This window comes from Streptococcus gwangjuense (genome assembly GCF_003627155.1).
In the GTDB taxonomy this organism is placed as follows: Bacteria; Bacillota; Bacilli; order Lactobacillales; family Streptococcaceae; genus Streptococcus; species Streptococcus gwangjuensis.
In genome coordinates, this window is the sequence record NZ_CP032621.1 from 826,629 (window position 1) to 841,720 (window position 15,092).

The window sequence follows — 15,092 nt, forward strand, 5'->3', positions numbered from 1 at the left end:
GGAAGGATGAAAGAATTTATTGATGCTCTTGAAAAAGAAAAGACCACCTTGAAAAAATCATTAAGGTAGTCAGCTCTGGTGGTAAATTTCTGAGATTGCCGTATCAAAAAAAGTCACGCTCGATTAGTGAGAATCTGAAATTGATTTCTCAAAATCTTGATAGACTGAGTGAGCAAGTTCGATAAACCAAGCTTCGGCATCCATGATTTCAAGATGACGAAAGAAACCTGTTTTGGTTTCCAGTTCGGAATCGTGTGCATAACGTAATATTTCTCTAGCAAAGATGGTTTCAAAATCAAAATCTTTACCATCATCGTAGATGTTGCGTTTGCTTGCTATTGTCAAATATTCTTTAAAAGTCATAAGGTTAACTCCTTTCTGCTTTTATTATAGCAGAAATGGAGATTAGAAACAGAAAGGAGGGCGGATGGAAGAAGATATCAGAGTTCACATGCCTTACGAGGTATTTAAAAACCTGCTTGTTAGAGCAGGTAGAATAAAGCGTGAAGAAGGCAAGCAGATAACTTGGACAAATAATACCGCTCCGTTTACAAAAGAGCAACGGAAGGAAATAGATGAACTCTGCGAGCAGTTCGCAGAAGATTGAAGGTGGAGTTTGTCATTGATATGTTTGTTAGCAATCAATAAACATTCATTAAACCTATCAAAAATATAGTGGTTTATATAACAAAATGGAGAAAGGAGCAAACATGAAGCAATTAAAACTAAGTATTAAGCCCAAACAAGAACCTACTGAGGATCAATCTCTTAATTCTTCAGGATATTCAGTAAAAATCAATGATTGGGAGCTTGGCCGAGGGGTAATTGATTTTAAACTAGAAATGCCTGCGGATAAGAAACCAAAAATCACTATCACAGCAATTCCAGATGTTATTGAAATCGATGCGACAGTGATTGCTGAAATTCAGAAATTACAATCTGAAAGCGATATAGAATCAGTGAACTATTTTATCCCGAACCTTGAAATTCAAAAGTTCGGCCGTTGATTTAACAACGTTTCTAGCCCCTCGGATTTTATCCGAAGGGCTTTTTTTCTGTTCAGGGGGCAAAAAGGGGGCAGTGTTTATGGTATAATAGACAAAAATACGTGAATTAGAAAGAAATTATGTCTAAAGAAATTGATATTGAGTACTACCACCAGCTAGCCTTACAAAAGCAGAAGGAACACCGTAAAGTTTTAGCCAATTTAAAGAAAAAGCCACCAAAAAATTTAGATAAGATAGCCCAGCAGATACACCAAGAAGTCTTTGAGGAGATTGATTGTACCGCCTGTGCCAACTGTTGTAAGACTTTGGGACCTGACTTTAAAGAAGCGGATATTACACGAATCGCCAAGTATTTTAAGATGAAATTACCTGCTTTTGAAGCGGAGTTTCTGCAGGTAGATGAAGATGGTGATAAGGTTTTTAAATCCATGCCTTGTCCCTTTCTAGGAGGAGATAATCTCTGTTCCATCTATGACGTTCGTCCAAAGGCCTGTCGTGAATTTCCTCATACAGACAGGAAAAAAATCCATCAAATCAACCATTTGACGATTAAGAATACTTTAACCTGTCCAGCAGCCTATCTCTTTGTTGAGAAATTAAAGGATAAGTTATAGAAATTTAAAGGATAAAAAATTTCTAATAATAACTAACAATATGAAGGGAGAACTCCTGTGCCTAGATCGAAAACAAAAGAGGAGCTAATGCTGGCCTCTAAGGAAAACTATGAAAAGCTCAATCGTTTCATCTCCCAACTAAGTGAAGATGAGCTACAGACTCCATTTGATTTTTCAAGAGACCCAAAGAAAAAAGAAGCTCACTGGAAAAGGGATAAGAATCTACGGGATGTCTTGATTCATCTTTATGAATGGCAGCAGTTACTTTTGACTTGGGTACATTCTAATCAAGAAGGTCAGGAAAGGACTTTTCTCCCTGAGCCTTATAATTGGAAAACTTATGGACAAATGAATGACGCTTTTTGGAAGAAGCACCAGAAAACGACATTAGAAGAAGCAACTAGACTCTTGGCGCAATCACATAGAGAGGTTTTAGAGTTGATGGAAGGCTTCAGCAATGACGAACTCTTTACCAAAGGTGTCTATAAGTGGACGGGAGGTACAAGTCTAGGTTCCTACTTTGTTAGTAGCACTTCTAGTCATTATGAATGGGCTAGCAAAAAACTCAAAGCACATCGGAAGAATTGTAAGTGTCGTAGTTGAGGTGTGGATGTGTTCTTCTAGGTTTAGAATACCTTAGTTTTCGTTTTTTTAGTGCAATTCTAGCTTTAGAATCCTTCAAAAATAAAAATTTAAGACAATCCATGACTTAGAAGAGTGCAAAAGAATTTAGTTTGTAGGAATTCTAGGTCTAGAATTGCATAGATATTTAGGAAAATAGAGGATTCTATGGTTAGGATTGGTCTATTATGAAAGTTTTGTGTTGAATTGTATAGGCTAGAGTACGAATTTTTTCAAGTTATTAAATTAGTTAATTGTGTGAGGAGCTTTATGGCTACAATGTTCTTAGTGAATTTTTAGAAAGCAAAGCTCTCAAATTATAATGGTATAACTTGTTAACATTCCAAAGATGTAATCGTTAAAAGGGGATTAAATCGTTAGATAGTTCGGATATAGTTAGTGTTTAATTGTTAGCGTTTTCGTGGTATAATATCATTAGAAAATATTATTGGAGAATCTAAATGAGAAACGATATTCAACCAGCCTTACAAACAGTAAAATCTTATTTTGAAAAATCAGAATTTTATATTCCTACCTATCAGAGACCTTATGCTTGGCAAGTACCACAATGTGAACAACTCATTGAAGATATTAATCTTCATATGGAAAATTTCGATGATACTTCCCAAGACAATTATTTCTTTGGGGCAGTTCTCATCGCTCAAGAATCTGGAGAAGATCATGAAGTAACCTTGATTGATGGTCAACAAAGAACAACGACATTTATGTTGCTTCTTAAGGCAATCCTATTGAAGATCGATAAGGAGCTTGCACTTCAACCGACTCTAGATACTGATGCACGCAGATTAGTCAAACGCCTTAATGGTCTTAAAGAGCAGATTGTAACAATGCTTTTCAATGTTTCAGATGACGAAAAAGATGATTTCGTTGATGGACTGTATTATCCTAGCGATGATAGAATAAAGTATCTAAATCATTCGATTTCAGAAAAATATGCTAGTGAGATGACTACTATCTTGCTAGGTAAAGATTTTATATCTATTAAAGATAGAGTTCACCAAATCTATCGTCGCCAGAAAGACAACCGCTATACTAACTTCTATAAAAACTTTAGATATTTTTACAATATGTGTAACGAATTGAATGTTTTTACTCTTATCAATTTTGCTAACCACTTTATTGATAATTGCCAAGTGATTACTATTACAAGTTATAATACTGACCAGGCAATAAATATTTTCAATTCTTTAAATGGGACTGGTGTTCCATTGACCCCAATTGAAGTAATTGTATCTAAGACCACCGCAAACGCATCAGATAGGAAAAACTTCGAAAAAAATTGGCAAGAGATTGTACAACGTACAGATTCATCTAGATTAGACTTAAATGCGTTAATTACTCACTATATTTTCGTAAAACTTTCAGAACAAAACAGTGCTGATCGAAGAAATCCTGGTATAAGAGCCTTTTTCTCAAAAAATAAACATCTATTGAATGAAGATGTTCTGTTTACTGCTGAACTAAATACAATCTTAAATAATTTTGAACGAGTATCTGATACTATCAATGGTCAATTGATAAACAAATTAAACGGTAATTTACGACCTTTTGTTAGTAGTTATTTATTTTTCAGACAAGACAACACATTTTTAGAATACTTACTTAAACTTGGAGTTTTGATTGAATTATCTGAACTTTCATATAGCCATAAACTTTTTAAAGGCTTTCTAGAAGAAATTAATTTGATGTACAGTCAAGTTGATTCAATTTCAATCGACGAACTTATTTCAAAAATAAAGAAGCATATTCATGACAATTTTGTTTATGAAGATGTTAAACAAACTTTGACTGAAAGTGGTGTTTCAAATTCTATTCTTTATGTAAATGAATTCTTATTTGCACTGGAAAAAGGTACTGACTTTAATTTAGAAGGGAATATTGATATTGAACATATTATGCCGCAAAGTGGTTTGAATAGAGAAAATATTATGTCAGATGCTGGACTAGAAAGTCAAGAAGAATTCCGAGATTATGCTGAAAAATTGGGGAATAAAATTCTCCTTGAATCCGAAATTAATCGTGGAATTGGAGATGCTTGGTTTAGAACAAAAAGAGAGAATACAATCACAAGTGGTCATGGCTATATAGGTAGTAAGTTTCCAATAGCTAAATCTCTTGTTAATTATGTAAATGACACCTGGACTAAAACTGACATTGAACTGGCAACAGAAAAAGCTGCTAAACGAATTGCTAATTTTATTTTTGAGTAAACTAGAACGATAGAATTAAGAGGTAAGTTATAATTATGTCATTAAATCAAGTTACAATAGAAATTCCATTAAATATTCAGAAAGGATTAGACTCAGGAATTTATAAACGTTATGGTTCAATAATCAGAAATTCATCTGGCCATATAGTAAAGCATCTAAAAGAAGTAAAGGCAGGAGAACCAGCTCAACAGGTCGTTAAAGGCCTTGCAAAAAATAAATATGTGCTAGTAACAGCTATTGGTGCAACTGTTCTAGCTGTTGGTGGTGTTGGTTATTATGCATTTATTTCAAATAGATATAAGAAGACTGTAAAGAAACTTATAGAAAAGCTAGTTCATTTCATTCAATTAGCCCAAAAAGGAGAAGTAAGTGAAGAAGAGGTTGATAATTTCTTAAAATTTTTACAAGATAATCAAAAAGGACTACTTTCTTTAAAACTAGACTCTGAAATAGATGAGTTGTTTGATCTTGTATATGATTATACAATTCTATTTGCTCAAGCAAATGGATTTGAGACTGATACTATTTCAGAAGTGGCAGAAAATAATAAAGTTATTAACTTGATGGATTATCTAAATCTACAAAAAACAATATATCGTTCTGATGCTGTTTAAGGAGGCGAGGATTAAATTTCCGGATATACAAAAGGAGCAAATCAGTTTTTTGCTCCTTGATTTATATTCGTTACAGTTTTTTGATAGCTGTACTTCCTAGTAAGTTTATTCTCTTTTAAAGTTTTTACATTGAAAATGAAGTAGTGATCACGATGATCTTTGGTTGGCATTTTCTTTATTTAATTTGAAGTAGTTCTTCATAGATTTAGCCATGGTAAGCATGATGTCGTCCGTTTGAAATTCATTTCTATGAAGTTCAAACTGCATTATGATTTACCTTTGGTTCTAATATGATAGTATTTAACTAGAGAGGGGAGTTCTATTTTTATGGTATAATGTAAACATATTTAAACAAAAATATCAAATTTTGCATCCCATAGAAAGGAAAACTCTTAAATTGTCCTACAAATTTCTACTCTTCGACCTCGACCACACTCTTCTTGATTTTGATGCTGCTGAGGATGTGGCTTTGACGCAACTTCTAAGAGAAGAAGGAGTTGCAGATATTCAGGTTTATAAAGACTATTACGTTCCTATGAACAAGGCTCTCTGGAAGGACTTGGAGCTGAAGAAAATCAGTAAACAAGAGCTGGTTAACACGCGCTTTTCTCGTTTATTTGGTCATTTTGGACAGGAAAAAGACGGTAGTTTACTTGCCCAACGTTACCAGTTTTACTTAGCCCAGCAGGGACAAACTCTTTCGGGCGCTCATGAGCTTTTGGACAGTCTCATTGAGCGTGATTATGAGCTGTATGCTGCGACAAATGGAATTACTGCCATTCAGACGGGACGTTTGGCTCAATCGGGTCTGGAACCTTATTTCAATCAAGTTTTTATCTCTGAACAGCTGCAAACACAAAAGCCTGATGCACTATTCTATGAAAAAATTGGTCATCAGATTGAAGGCTTTAGCAAAGAAAAGACGCTGATGATTGGAGATTCTCTAACCGCAGACATCCAAGGTGGTAATAATGCTGGGATTGACACGATTTGGTACAATCCTCATCGCGTTGAAAATCACACACAAGCCCAGCCGACTTACGAAGTCCATTCTTATCAAGACTTGCTGGATTGCTTAGATAAACTGTAAAAAGTGGTTTAGACAGCCACTTTTTGCTATAATAGAGGCAGTAAAAACGAAGGAGTCGGCTATGGAACATTCGTCTTGGCATGCTTTGATTAAGGAGCAATTACCTGAGGGTTATTTCGGGAAAATCAATCAGTTTATGAATCAGGTCTATGCTCAGGGGACTATTTATCCACCCAAGGAAAAGGTTTTTCAGGCTCTCTTGACAACACCGCTTGAAGAAGTTAAGGTGGTGATTCTAGGGCAAGATCCCTATCACGGGCCAGGTCAAGCGCAGGGCTTGAGTTTTTCTGTACCGGACTCTATCCCAGCTCCACCATCCTTGCAAAATATCTTGAAAGAATTGTCAGATGATATCGGGGTTAAGAAATCTCATGATTTGACAGCTTGGGCTGAGCAAGGAGTCTTACTTCTTAATGCTTGTTTGACAGTTCCGGCTGGACGGGCTAATGGTCATGCTGGGCAGATATGGGAGCCTTTTACGGATGCTGTGATTCAGGTGGTCAATCATCTAGATAGACAAGTCGTTTTTGTACTCTGGGGAGCTTATGCACGCAAGAAGAAGGCCTTAGTTACCAATCCTCATCACTTGATTATCGAATCAGCCCATCCCAGTCCTTTGTCAGTTTATAGAGGATTTTGGGGTTCCAAGCCTTTTTCCAAGGCCAATGCATTCTTAAAAGAAACAGGACAAGAGCCAATCGATTGGCTTAGATAAGGAGAAAATATGCCTCAGTTAGCGACGATTTGCTACATTGATAACGGGAAAGAACTGCTCATGCTCCACCGTAATAAGAAGCCCAATGATGTCCATGAAGGGAAATGGATTGGTGTGGGTGGCAAACTAGAGCGTGGTGAGACGCCTCAGGAATGCGCAGCGCGTGAAATCTTCGAAGAAACAGGACTCAAAGCCAAGCCAGTTCTAAAAGGTGTTATCACTTTTCCTGAATTTACGCCAGATTTAGACTGGTACACCTATGTTTTTAAAGTGACGGAGTTCGAGGGGGACTTGATTGACTGCAACGAGGGAACCTTAGAATGGGTTCCCTATGATGAAGTTCTCAGCAAGCCAACTTGGGAAGGTGACCACACCTTTGTTGAATGGCTTTTAGAGGATAAACCCTTCTTTTCAGCCAAGTTTGTTTATGATGGGGATAAATTGTTGGATACCCAAGTTGATTTCTATGAATAAAGGAGAAAGCAGATGCTACTAATCAAAAATGGTCGTGTAATGGATCCCAAGTCTGGTTTGGATCAAGTGTGTGATGTCTTGGTTGAAGATGGAAAGATTATCAAAATTGCGCCTGAAATTAAAGAAGAAGGCGCAGAAATCCTGGATACCACAGGTCTTGTAGTTGCTCCTGGCTTGGTTGATATCCATGTTCATTTTCGTGAACCTGGTCAGACCCACAAGGAAGACATCCATACTGGTGCCCTAGCAGCCGCTGCAGGTGGTTTTACCACGGTTGTCATGATGGCTAATACTAGTCCAACCATTTCAGACGTGGAGACTTTGCAAGAAGTTCTCCAGTCAGCTGCCAAAGAGAAGATTAATGTTAAGACGGTTGCGACCATTACTAAGAACTTTAATGGCCAAGACTTGACTGACTTCAAGGCACTCTTAGCAGCTGGTGCGGTTGGTTTCTCTGATGACGGTATTCCACTTGAAAGCAGTAAAGTTGTCAAGGAAGCCATGGAGGAATCTAAAAAGCTTAATACCTTTATTAGTCTTCATGAGGAAGATCCAGGTTTGAATGGGATTCTTGGGTTTAACGAAAATATTGCTAAAGAACATTTCCATATCTGTGGTGCGACTGGGGTAGCTGAGTATGCTATGATGGCGCGTGATGTCATGATTGCCTATGCAACCAAGGCCCATGTTCATATTCAACATTTGTCTAAGGAAGAAAGTGTTAAAGTAGTGGAGTTTGCTCAGGGGCTAGGTGCGCAAGTAACAGCAGAAGTAGCGCCACAGCATTTCTCTAAGACAGAAGCGCTCCTTTTGACACAAGGAAGCAATGCTAAGATGAATCCGCCACTTCGTTTGGAATCAGACCGTCGTGCTGTTATCGAAGGTCTTAAATCTGGCGTCATCACAGTTATCGCGACTGACCATGCGCCTCACCATGCGGATGAAAAAAATGTCGAAGATATTACCAAAGCGCCATCTGGTATGACTGGCTTAGAAACATCTCTTTCTCTCGGTTTAACTTATTTGGTGGAAGCTGGTGAGTTAAGCTTGATGGAATTACTTGAAAAAATGACATACAACCCATCCAAGCTTTACAACTTTGAAGCAGGTTACTTGGCTGAGAATGGTCCAGCGGACATCACTATTTTTGATGCTAAGGCTGACCGCCTTGTGGACTCCCATTTTGCTTCAAAAGCAGCTAATTCACCATTCATCGGTGAAACTTTAAAAGGGCAGGTTAAATATACCATCTGTAAGGGACAAATTGTCTATCAAAACTAGGTGGGAGTCTGCTCTTAAACCAAAAGAATAGAGAGCCTATATGTACCAAACCCATCATTTTAAAGACAAATTTATCTTATTTTTAAAGATATTTTTCCCTATCCTGATTTATCAATTTGCCAATTATTCTGCCTCCTTTGTTGATACGACTATGACAGGTCAATACAATACCATGGACTTGGCTGGTGTGTCTATGGCAACCAGTATCTGGAATCCTTTCTTTACTTTCCTAACAGGGATTGTTTCAGCTTTGGTGCCCATCATTGGTCACCATCTTGGTCGAGGAAAAAAGGAAGAAGTTGCATCTGATTTTTACCAATTCATCTATTTGGCCCTGGGTCTATCCGTTATCTTACTGGGGATGGTACTTTTCTTGGCACCACCAATCTTGAATCATATTGGACTAGAAGCACCAGTGGCGGCAGTAGCGGTTCGCTATCTTTGGTTTTTATCTATCGGAATTATCCCCTTGTTGCTCTTTAGTGTCATTCGCTCTTTGCTGGATTCGCTGGGCTTGACCAAACTTTCCATGTACCTCATGCTTTTGTTACTTCCTCTCAATAGTGGATTTAACTATCTCTTGATTTTCGGAGCCTTTGGTGTTCCAGAACTGGGAGGTGCTGGTTCAGGTTTAGGAACATCCTTGGCCTACTGGGTCTTGCTGGGGATTTCTGTTCTGGTTTTATTTAAACAGGAGAAGCTCAAAGCCCTACATCTTGAGAAACGAATTCCGCTTAATATGGATAAAATTAAGGAAGGGGTTCGCTTAGGTCTGCCTATTGGGGGAACTGTCTTCGCAGAAGTGGCTATTTTCTCCGTGGTTGGTTTGATTATGGCTAAGTTTTCGTCCTTGATTATCGCTAGTCACCAGTCAGCTATGAATTTTTCATCTCTCATGTATGCTTTCCCTATGAGTATCTCATCGGCTATGGCTATTGTCGTTTCCTATGAAGTTGGAGCCAAGCGGTTTGATGATGCGAAAACCTATATTGGTCTAGGAAGATGGACTGCCCTCATTTTTGCGGCCTTCACCTTATCTTTCCTTTACATTTTTAGGGGAAATGTGGCCAGTCTTTATGGTAACGACTCAGAATTTATCGATTTGACAGCGCGTTTTTTGACTTATAGCCTCTTCTTCCAGTTAGCAGATACCTTTGCAGCACCGCTTCAGGGAATTTTACGAGGTTATAAGGATACAGTGATTCCTTTTTACCTTGGTTTGGTTGGTTATTGGGGAGTAGCAATCCCAGTAGCTATGGTCTTTGATTTCCTAACAGATTTTGGAGCTTATTCTTACTGGATCGGTTTGATTATTAGTCTAATCGTGAGTGGGGCGCTATACCGTTGGCGTTTAACTGTGATTATGAAGAGATTTGAATCTTTAGCAAAATCTAAACGATAAAAAGTTTGTGAAAAAATATTCTTAATAAGGAAATCCCTTATTCCTATGGGGTTTTCTTTTTTATTTTGTGAAATTTCTTTTAGAAAAACTTTGACAGTATTTGTCAAAAACGGTAAAATAGTAAGGTAAGAAGAAAGTTAGAAAGGCAAGAAGATGTCAACTTTAGATAAAAATCTTTTGCTAGAGATGTTCCGAAAGATGGAAGAAATCCGTCGTATGGACTTAAAAATTGCGCAATTAGTAAAGAAAGGGAAAGTGCCAGGAATGACGCACTTTTCTGTTGGAGAAGAGGCAGCTAACGTGGGTGCTATGTTGGCTCTCAATCCAGATGATCTGATTACCTCAAACCACCGTGGTCATGGACAAGCTATTGCCAAAGGAATTGACCTAAACGGAATGATGGCTGAAATCCTCGGTAAATATACTGGAACCTGTAAAGGTAAAGGTGGTTCTATGCATATCGCTGACCTTGATGCTGGTAACCTTGGTGCCAATGGTATCGTAGGTGGTGGTATGGGAATCGCTGTTGGTGCAGCCCTCAGTCAGCAAATGCAACATACCGGAAAAATCGTTGTCTGCTTCTTTGGAGATGGTGCGACCAATGAAGGTGTTTTCCACGAAGCAGTGAACATGGCTTCTATCTGGAACCTGCCAGTCATTTTCTATTGCATTAACAACGGTTACGGTATCTCTGCGGATATCAAGAAAATGACCAATGTCGAACATATCCATCAACGTAGCGCCGCTTATGGAATTCCTGGAATGTTCATCGAAGACGGTAACAATGTCATCGACGTCTATGAAGGATTTAAGAAAGCTGTAGATCATGTTCGCAGTGGCAATGGTCCAGTCTTGATTGAAAGTGTAACTTATCGCTGGCTTGGTCACTCATCATCTGACCCTGGTAAATATCGTACGCGTGAAGAAGTGGAATTGTGGAAACAAAAAGACCCGATCGAAAACCTTCGCAAGTACCTCATTGAAAATACTATTGCAAGTGCCGTAGAATTGGAAGAAATCCAAGCGCAAGTCAAGGAAGCAGTAGAAGCTTCTGTTAAATTTGCAGAAGAAAGTCCATTCCCACCGCTTGAATCAGCATTTGAAGATATTTACGCAGACTAAGGAGAAAGAGATAAAATGGAAACAAAAACAATGTCCTTCCGTGACACCATTATCCTTGCTATGTCTGAGGAAATGCGTCGCGATGAAAATGTGTTCTTGATGGGAGAAGACGTCGGTGTCTTCGGAGGAGACTTCGGAACTTCTGTTGGAATGCTTGAAGAATTCGGTCCAGAACGTGTCCGTGACTGTCCGATTTCTGAAGCTGCCATCTCTGGAGCAGCAGCCGGAGCAGCCATGACAGGCCTTCGTCCCATCGTTGATATGACCTTTATGGACTTCTCGGTCATTGCCATGGACAATATCGTCAACCAAGCAGCTAAAACACGTTACATGTTTGGTGGGAAAGGTCAGGTTCCAATGACTGTCCGTTGTGCAGCAGGTAACGGAGTTGGTTCTGCAGCCCAGCACTCGCAATCACTAGAGTCTTGGTTTACTCACATTCCAGGACTTAAGGTTGTAGCACCAGGTACACCTGCGGACATGAAAGGACTGCTTAAGTCTTCTATCCGTGATAACAACCCTGTTATCATTCTTGAGTACAAGTCAGAATTTAACCAAAAAGGGGAAGTACCAGTTGATCCAGACTACACGATTCCACTTGGAGTTGGCGAAATTAAACGCGAAGGAACGGATGTAACAGTTGTTACTTATGGAAAAATGCTTCGTCGTGTGGTTCAAGCTGCTGAAGAATTAGCAGAAGAAGGAATTTCTGTTGAGATTGTTGACCCACGCACCCTTGTTCCACTTGATAAGGATATCATCATTAACTCAGTTAAGAAGACTGGTAAGGTTGTTCTGGTTAACGATGCCCATAAAACAAGTGGCTATATCGGAGAGATTTCAGCAATTATTTCAGAATCGGAAGCATTTGACTATCTAGATGCACCAATCCGCCGTTGTGCAGGAGAAGATGTGCCAATGCCTTATGCACAAAACCTAGAAAATGCAATGATACCAACAGTTGAGAGCATTAAGGATGCAATCCGAAAAACTTATAACAAAGAATAATACATAATATAAATTATGTAAAAAAAGCGGACGAGAAACTTTGTATCTTTTAGGTGCAGAGTTCTCTGCGCGCTTAATATCATAAATAGAATTGGAGAGGTCATGGCTGATGACAAGCTAAGAGCGACTCCTGCAGCTAGAAAATTAGCGGATGATTTAGGGATCAACCTCTACGACGTTTCTGGCTCAGGTGCAAACGGTCGTGTCCACAAAGAAGACGTGGAAACTTATAAAGACACAAACGTGGTTCGCATTTCGCCACTTGCAAAACGAATTGCCCTCGAACATAACATTGCTTGGCAGGAGATCCAAGGAACCGGTCATCGTGGTAAAATCATGAAGAAGGATGTTTTGGCCTTGCTTCCTGAAAATATTGAAAACAACACCATCAAGTCTCCTGCTCAGATTGAAAAAGTGGAAGAAGTTCCTGATAACGTAACACCATACGGTGAAATTGAACGTATTCCAATGACACCAATGCGTAAGGTTATTGCCCAACGTATGGTTGAATCTTACTTGACTGCGCCAACCTTCACTCTCAACTATGAAGTTGATATGACTGAAATGTTGGCTCTTCGTAAGAAGGTTCTTGAGCTAATCATGGAAGCAACTGGAAAGAAGACTACTGTAACAGACCTTCTTTCACTTGCAGTTGTTAAGACTCTTATGAAACACCCATACATCAACGCTTCATTGACAGAAGATGGCAAGACCATTATCACTCACAACTATATCAACCTTGCGATGGCAGTTGGGATGGATAATGGATTAATGACACCTGTTGTTTACAATGCTGAGAAGATGAGTCTTTCAGAACTGGTTGTAGCCTTCAAAGATGTTATTGGCCGTACCTTGGATGGCAAATTGGCTCCAAGTGAACTGCAAAATTCAACATTCACAATCAGTAACTTGGGAATGTTTGGCGTTCAGTCCTTTGGTCCTATCATCAACCAACCAAACTCAGCTATCCTTGGTGTCAGTTCGACAATCGAGAAGCCAGTTGTCGTCAATGGTGAGATTGTCATTCGCCCAATCATGAGTCTTGGTTTAACAATTGACCACCGTGTCGTAGATGGTATGGCTGGTGCTAAGTTTATGAAAGACTTGAAAGAATTAATTGAAAATCCAATCTCAATGTTGATTTAAGAACAAGAGTATTCATTTTTAAGATATAGATAAAGGAAGGAAGACATGGCCTTAGAAGTAATTATGCCAAAAGCCGGCGTGGATATGACAGAAGGACAAATCGTCCAATGGAATAAAAAAGTCGGAGAATTTGTAAAAGAAGGAGAAATCCTTTTGGAAATCATGACTGATAAAGTCAGCATGGAATTGGAAGCCGAAGAAGACGGTTACTTGATCGCTATCCTCAAAGGAGATGGTGAAACTGTCCCTGTAACGGAAGTTATCGGTTACCTTGGTGAAGAAGGGGAAAACATCCCAACAGCTGGAGCAGCAGCGCCAGAAGCTAGCCCTGTAACTGTAGCAAGTGATGCAAACGATGATGGTAAGAGCGATGATGCTTTTGATATCGTCGTGATTGGCGGAGGTCCTGCTGGTTATGTTGCAGCCATTAAAGCTGCCCAACTCGGTGGTAAGGTTGCCCTTGTTGAGAAATCTGAACTTGGTGGAACCTGCTTAAACCGTGGATGTATTCCAACCAAGACCTACCTTCATAACGCTGAAATTATTGAAAATATTGGTCATGCTGCAAACCGTGGTATCGTCATTGAAAATCCAAACTTCACTGTAGATATGGACAAACTTTTAGAAACTAAATCTAAAGTTGTTAATACTCTTGTTGGTGGAGTTGCTGGTCTTCTTCGTAGCTACGGAGTTACTGTTCATAAAGGAATTGGTACGATCACTAAGGACAAGAATGTCTTGGTAAATGGTTCTGAATTGCTTGAAACCAAGAAAATCATCCTTGCTGGTGGTTCAAAAGTCAGCAAAATCAACGTTCCTGGTATGGAATCTTCACTTGTGATGACTAGTGACGACATTCTTGAAATGAATGAAGTACCAGAAAGTCTTGTTATCATCGGTGGTGGAGTTGTCGGTATCGAACTTGGTCAGGCCTTCATGACATTTGGTTCAAAAGTAACTGTTATCGAAATGATGGACCGTATCGTGCCAGCTATGGATGCAGAAGTGTCTAAGAATCTTCGCTTGATCCTTGAACGTAAAGGAATGACCATCTTGACTGGTACTAAACTGCAAGAAATCATCGAGGAAAATGGTCAACTTCGTATTAAAGTTGAAGGAAAAGACGATATCATTGCAAGCAAAGCTCTTCTGTCAATCGGTCGTGTACCAGATCTTGAAGGTATTGGCGATGTTGAGTTTGAATTGGATCGTGGACGTATCAAGGTCAACGAATACATGGAAACTTCTGTTCCAGGTATTTACGCACCAGGTGATATTAATGGTACTAAGATGTTGGCGCACGCAGCCTTCCGTATGGGTGAAGTTGCCGCTGAAAATGCCCTTAAAGGAAATCATGCTGTTGCCAAACTGAACTTGACTCCTGCAGCCATCTACACTCTTCCTGAAGTAGCAGCAGTAGGCTTGACTGAAGAACAAGCACGTGAGAAATACGATGTTGCCATCGGTAAGTTCAACTTTGCTGCTAACGGTCGTGCTATTGCATCTGATGCAGCTCAAGGTTTTGTAAAAGTCATTGCAGATAAGAAATATGGAGAAATCCTTGGTGTTCACATCATTGGCCCTGCAGCTGCAGAATTGATCAATGAAGCATCAAGCATTATCGAAATGGAAATCACTGTTGAAGAAATGCTGAAGACTATCCACGGACACCCAACTTACTCTGAAGTGATGTACGAAGCATTTGCAGATGTTTTAGGAATGGCCATCCACTCACCTAAGAAAAAATAAAAGAAAGATAGACTAGAC

16 protein-coding genes and 1 pseudogene are annotated in these 15,092 nt (G+C 39.1%); 15 read left to right on the plus strand and 2 right to left on the minus strand.

All coding sequences use genetic code 11. The features are described from left to right. Window positions 1-123: 123 nt before the first annotated feature. Window positions 124-363 carry a hypothetical protein gene (locus D7D53_RS04100; RefSeq protein ID WP_120770225.1) on the minus strand — a complete coding sequence of 80 codons (240 nt, stop codon included), beginning with the start codon at window positions 361-363 and terminating at the stop codon, window positions 124-126. 64 nt (window positions 364-427) lie between these two features. On the opposite strand from D7D53_RS04100, the gene D7D53_RS04105 reads away from it, so the two are divergent. From D7D53_RS04105 to D7D53_RS04130, 6 genes are all read left to right on the plus strand, one after another. Next, window positions 428-607 (plus strand): hypothetical protein, encoded by a 180-nt coding sequence (locus D7D53_RS04105; RefSeq protein WP_120770226.1) that lies wholly within the window; start codon window positions 428-430, stop codon window positions 605-607. 103 nt (window positions 608-710) lie between these two features. Next, window positions 711-1,007 (plus strand): hypothetical protein, encoded by a 297-nt coding sequence (locus D7D53_RS04110; RefSeq protein ID WP_120770227.1) that lies wholly within the window; start codon window positions 711-713, stop codon window positions 1,005-1,007. Window positions 1,008-1,126: 119 nt separating this feature from the next. Beyond that, complete coding sequence (locus D7D53_RS04115; protein ID WP_000031481.1) at window positions 1,127-1,621, plus strand: YkgJ family cysteine cluster protein; 495 nt, start codon at window positions 1,127-1,129, stop codon at window positions 1,619-1,621. A 57-nt stretch (window positions 1,622-1,678) separates the two neighbouring features. Next, window positions 1,679-2,224, plus strand: coding sequence for a ClbS/DfsB family four-helix bundle protein (locus D7D53_RS04120; protein WP_120770228.1), 546 nt, complete (start codon window positions 1,679-1,681; stop codon window positions 2,222-2,224). A 479-nt stretch (window positions 2,225-2,703) separates the two neighbouring features. After that, window positions 2,704-4,473, plus strand: a complete 1,770-nt coding sequence (locus D7D53_RS04125) for a DUF262 domain-containing protein (RefSeq protein WP_120770229.1) — start codon at window positions 2,704-2,706, stop codon at window positions 4,471-4,473. Window positions 4,474-4,508: 35 nt separating this feature from the next. Beyond that, window positions 4,509-5,087, plus strand: coding sequence for a hypothetical protein (locus D7D53_RS04130; RefSeq protein WP_120770230.1), 579 nt, complete (start codon window positions 4,509-4,511; stop codon window positions 5,085-5,087). Window positions 5,088-5,128: 41 nt separating this feature from the next. On the opposite strand, the pseudogene D7D53_RS10175 reads toward D7D53_RS04130, so the two are convergent. Beyond that, a pseudogene (locus tag D7D53_RS10175) lies at window positions 5,129-5,327 on the minus strand (DUF5960 family protein); the annotation flags it as partial. A 157-nt stretch (window positions 5,328-5,484) separates the two neighbouring features. Here D7D53_RS10175 and pynA point away from each other — a divergent pair. The 9 genes from pynA (at window position 5,485) to lpdA (ending at window position 15,074) form a co-directional block, all read left to right on the plus strand. Continuing rightward, window positions 5,485-6,177, plus strand: coding sequence for a pyrimidine 5'-nucleotidase PynA (gene pynA / locus D7D53_RS04140; RefSeq protein ID WP_120770231.1), 693 nt, complete (start codon window positions 5,485-5,487; stop codon window positions 6,175-6,177). Window positions 6,178-6,238: 61 nt separating this feature from the next. Next, window positions 6,239-6,892 (plus strand): uracil-DNA glycosylase, encoded by a 654-nt coding sequence (locus D7D53_RS04145; RefSeq protein WP_000401338.1) that lies wholly within the window; start codon window positions 6,239-6,241, stop codon window positions 6,890-6,892. A 9-nt stretch (window positions 6,893-6,901) separates the two neighbouring features. After that, complete coding sequence (locus D7D53_RS04150; RefSeq protein WP_120770232.1) at window positions 6,902-7,366, plus strand: NUDIX hydrolase; 465 nt, start codon at window positions 6,902-6,904, stop codon at window positions 7,364-7,366. 12 nt (window positions 7,367-7,378) lie between these two features. Continuing rightward, the gene (locus tag D7D53_RS04155) at window positions 7,379-8,647 is read left to right on the plus strand and encodes a dihydroorotase (protein WP_120770233.1); all 1,269 of its coding nucleotides are present in this window, start codon (window positions 7,379-7,381) and stop codon (window positions 8,645-8,647) included. A 40-nt stretch (window positions 8,648-8,687) separates the two neighbouring features. Then, the gene (pdrM, locus tag D7D53_RS04160; RefSeq protein ID WP_120770234.1) at window positions 8,688-10,049 is read left to right on the plus strand and encodes a sodium-coupled multidrug efflux MATE transporter PdrM; all 1,362 of its coding nucleotides are present in this window, start codon (window positions 8,688-8,690) and stop codon (window positions 10,047-10,049) included. 153 nt (window positions 10,050-10,202) lie between these two features. Further along, on the plus strand, window positions 10,203-11,171 hold the full coding sequence (locus D7D53_RS04165) for a thiamine pyrophosphate-dependent dehydrogenase E1 component subunit alpha (RefSeq protein WP_120770235.1): 969 nt from the start codon (window positions 10,203-10,205) through the stop codon (window positions 11,169-11,171). 15 nt (window positions 11,172-11,186) lie between these two features. Beyond that, window positions 11,187-12,179 (plus strand): alpha-ketoacid dehydrogenase subunit beta, encoded by a 993-nt coding sequence (locus D7D53_RS04170; protein WP_000448714.1) that lies wholly within the window; start codon window positions 11,187-11,189, stop codon window positions 12,177-12,179. Window positions 12,180-12,281: 102 nt separating this feature from the next. Beyond that, window positions 12,282-13,325 carry a dihydrolipoamide acetyltransferase gene (locus D7D53_RS04175; RefSeq protein WP_120770236.1) on the plus strand — a complete coding sequence of 348 codons (1,044 nt, stop codon included), beginning with the start codon at window positions 12,282-12,284 and terminating at the stop codon, window positions 13,323-13,325. A gap of 45 nt (window positions 13,326-13,370) precedes the next feature. Further along, window positions 13,371-15,074: a dihydrolipoyl dehydrogenase gene (gene lpdA / locus D7D53_RS04180; RefSeq protein WP_120770237.1), complete on the plus strand. Its 1,704-nt coding sequence runs from the start codon at window positions 13,371-13,373 to the stop codon at window positions 15,072-15,074. Window positions 15,075-15,092 lie beyond the last annotated feature (18 nt).

Bases quoted from the DNA above. Each gene is read 5' to 3' on its own strand.
- D7D53_RS04100 (WP_120770225.1), bottom strand. From the start codon at position 363: ATGACTTTTAAAGAATATTTGACAATAGCAAGCAAACGCAACATCTAC.
- D7D53_RS04105 (WP_120770226.1), top strand. From the start codon at position 428: ATGGAAGAAGATATCAGAGTTCACATGCCTTACGAGGTATTTAAAAAC.
- D7D53_RS04110 (WP_120770227.1), top strand. From the start codon at position 711: ATGAAGCAATTAAAACTAAGTATTAAGCCCAAACAAGAACCTACTGAG.
- D7D53_RS04115 (WP_000031481.1), top strand. From the start codon at position 1,127: ATGTCTAAAGAAATTGATATTGAGTACTACCACCAGCTAGCCTTACAA.
- D7D53_RS04125 (WP_120770229.1), top strand. From the start codon at position 2,704: ATGAGAAACGATATTCAACCAGCCTTACAAACAGTAAAATCTTATTTT.
- D7D53_RS04130 (WP_120770230.1), top strand. From the start codon at position 4,509: ATGTCATTAAATCAAGTTACAATAGAAATTCCATTAAATATTCAGAAA.
- D7D53_RS04145 (WP_000401338.1), top strand. From the start codon at position 6,239: ATGGAACATTCGTCTTGGCATGCTTTGATTAAGGAGCAATTACCTGAG.
- D7D53_RS04150 (WP_120770232.1), top strand. From the start codon at position 6,902: ATGCCTCAGTTAGCGACGATTTGCTACATTGATAACGGGAAAGAACTG.
- D7D53_RS04155 (WP_120770233.1), top strand. From the start codon at position 7,379: ATGCTACTAATCAAAAATGGTCGTGTAATGGATCCCAAGTCTGGTTTG.
- pdrM (WP_120770234.1), top strand. From the start codon at position 8,688: ATGTACCAAACCCATCATTTTAAAGACAAATTTATCTTATTTTTAAAG.
- D7D53_RS04165 (WP_120770235.1), top strand. From the start codon at position 10,203: ATGTCAACTTTAGATAAAAATCTTTTGCTAGAGATGTTCCGAAAGATG.
- D7D53_RS04170 (WP_000448714.1), top strand. From the start codon at position 11,187: ATGGAAACAAAAACAATGTCCTTCCGTGACACCATTATCCTTGCTATG.
- D7D53_RS04175 (WP_120770236.1), top strand. From the start codon at position 12,282: ATGGCTGATGACAAGCTAAGAGCGACTCCTGCAGCTAGAAAATTAGCG.
- lpdA (WP_120770237.1), top strand. From the start codon at position 13,371: ATGGCCTTAGAAGTAATTATGCCAAAAGCCGGCGTGGATATGACAGAA.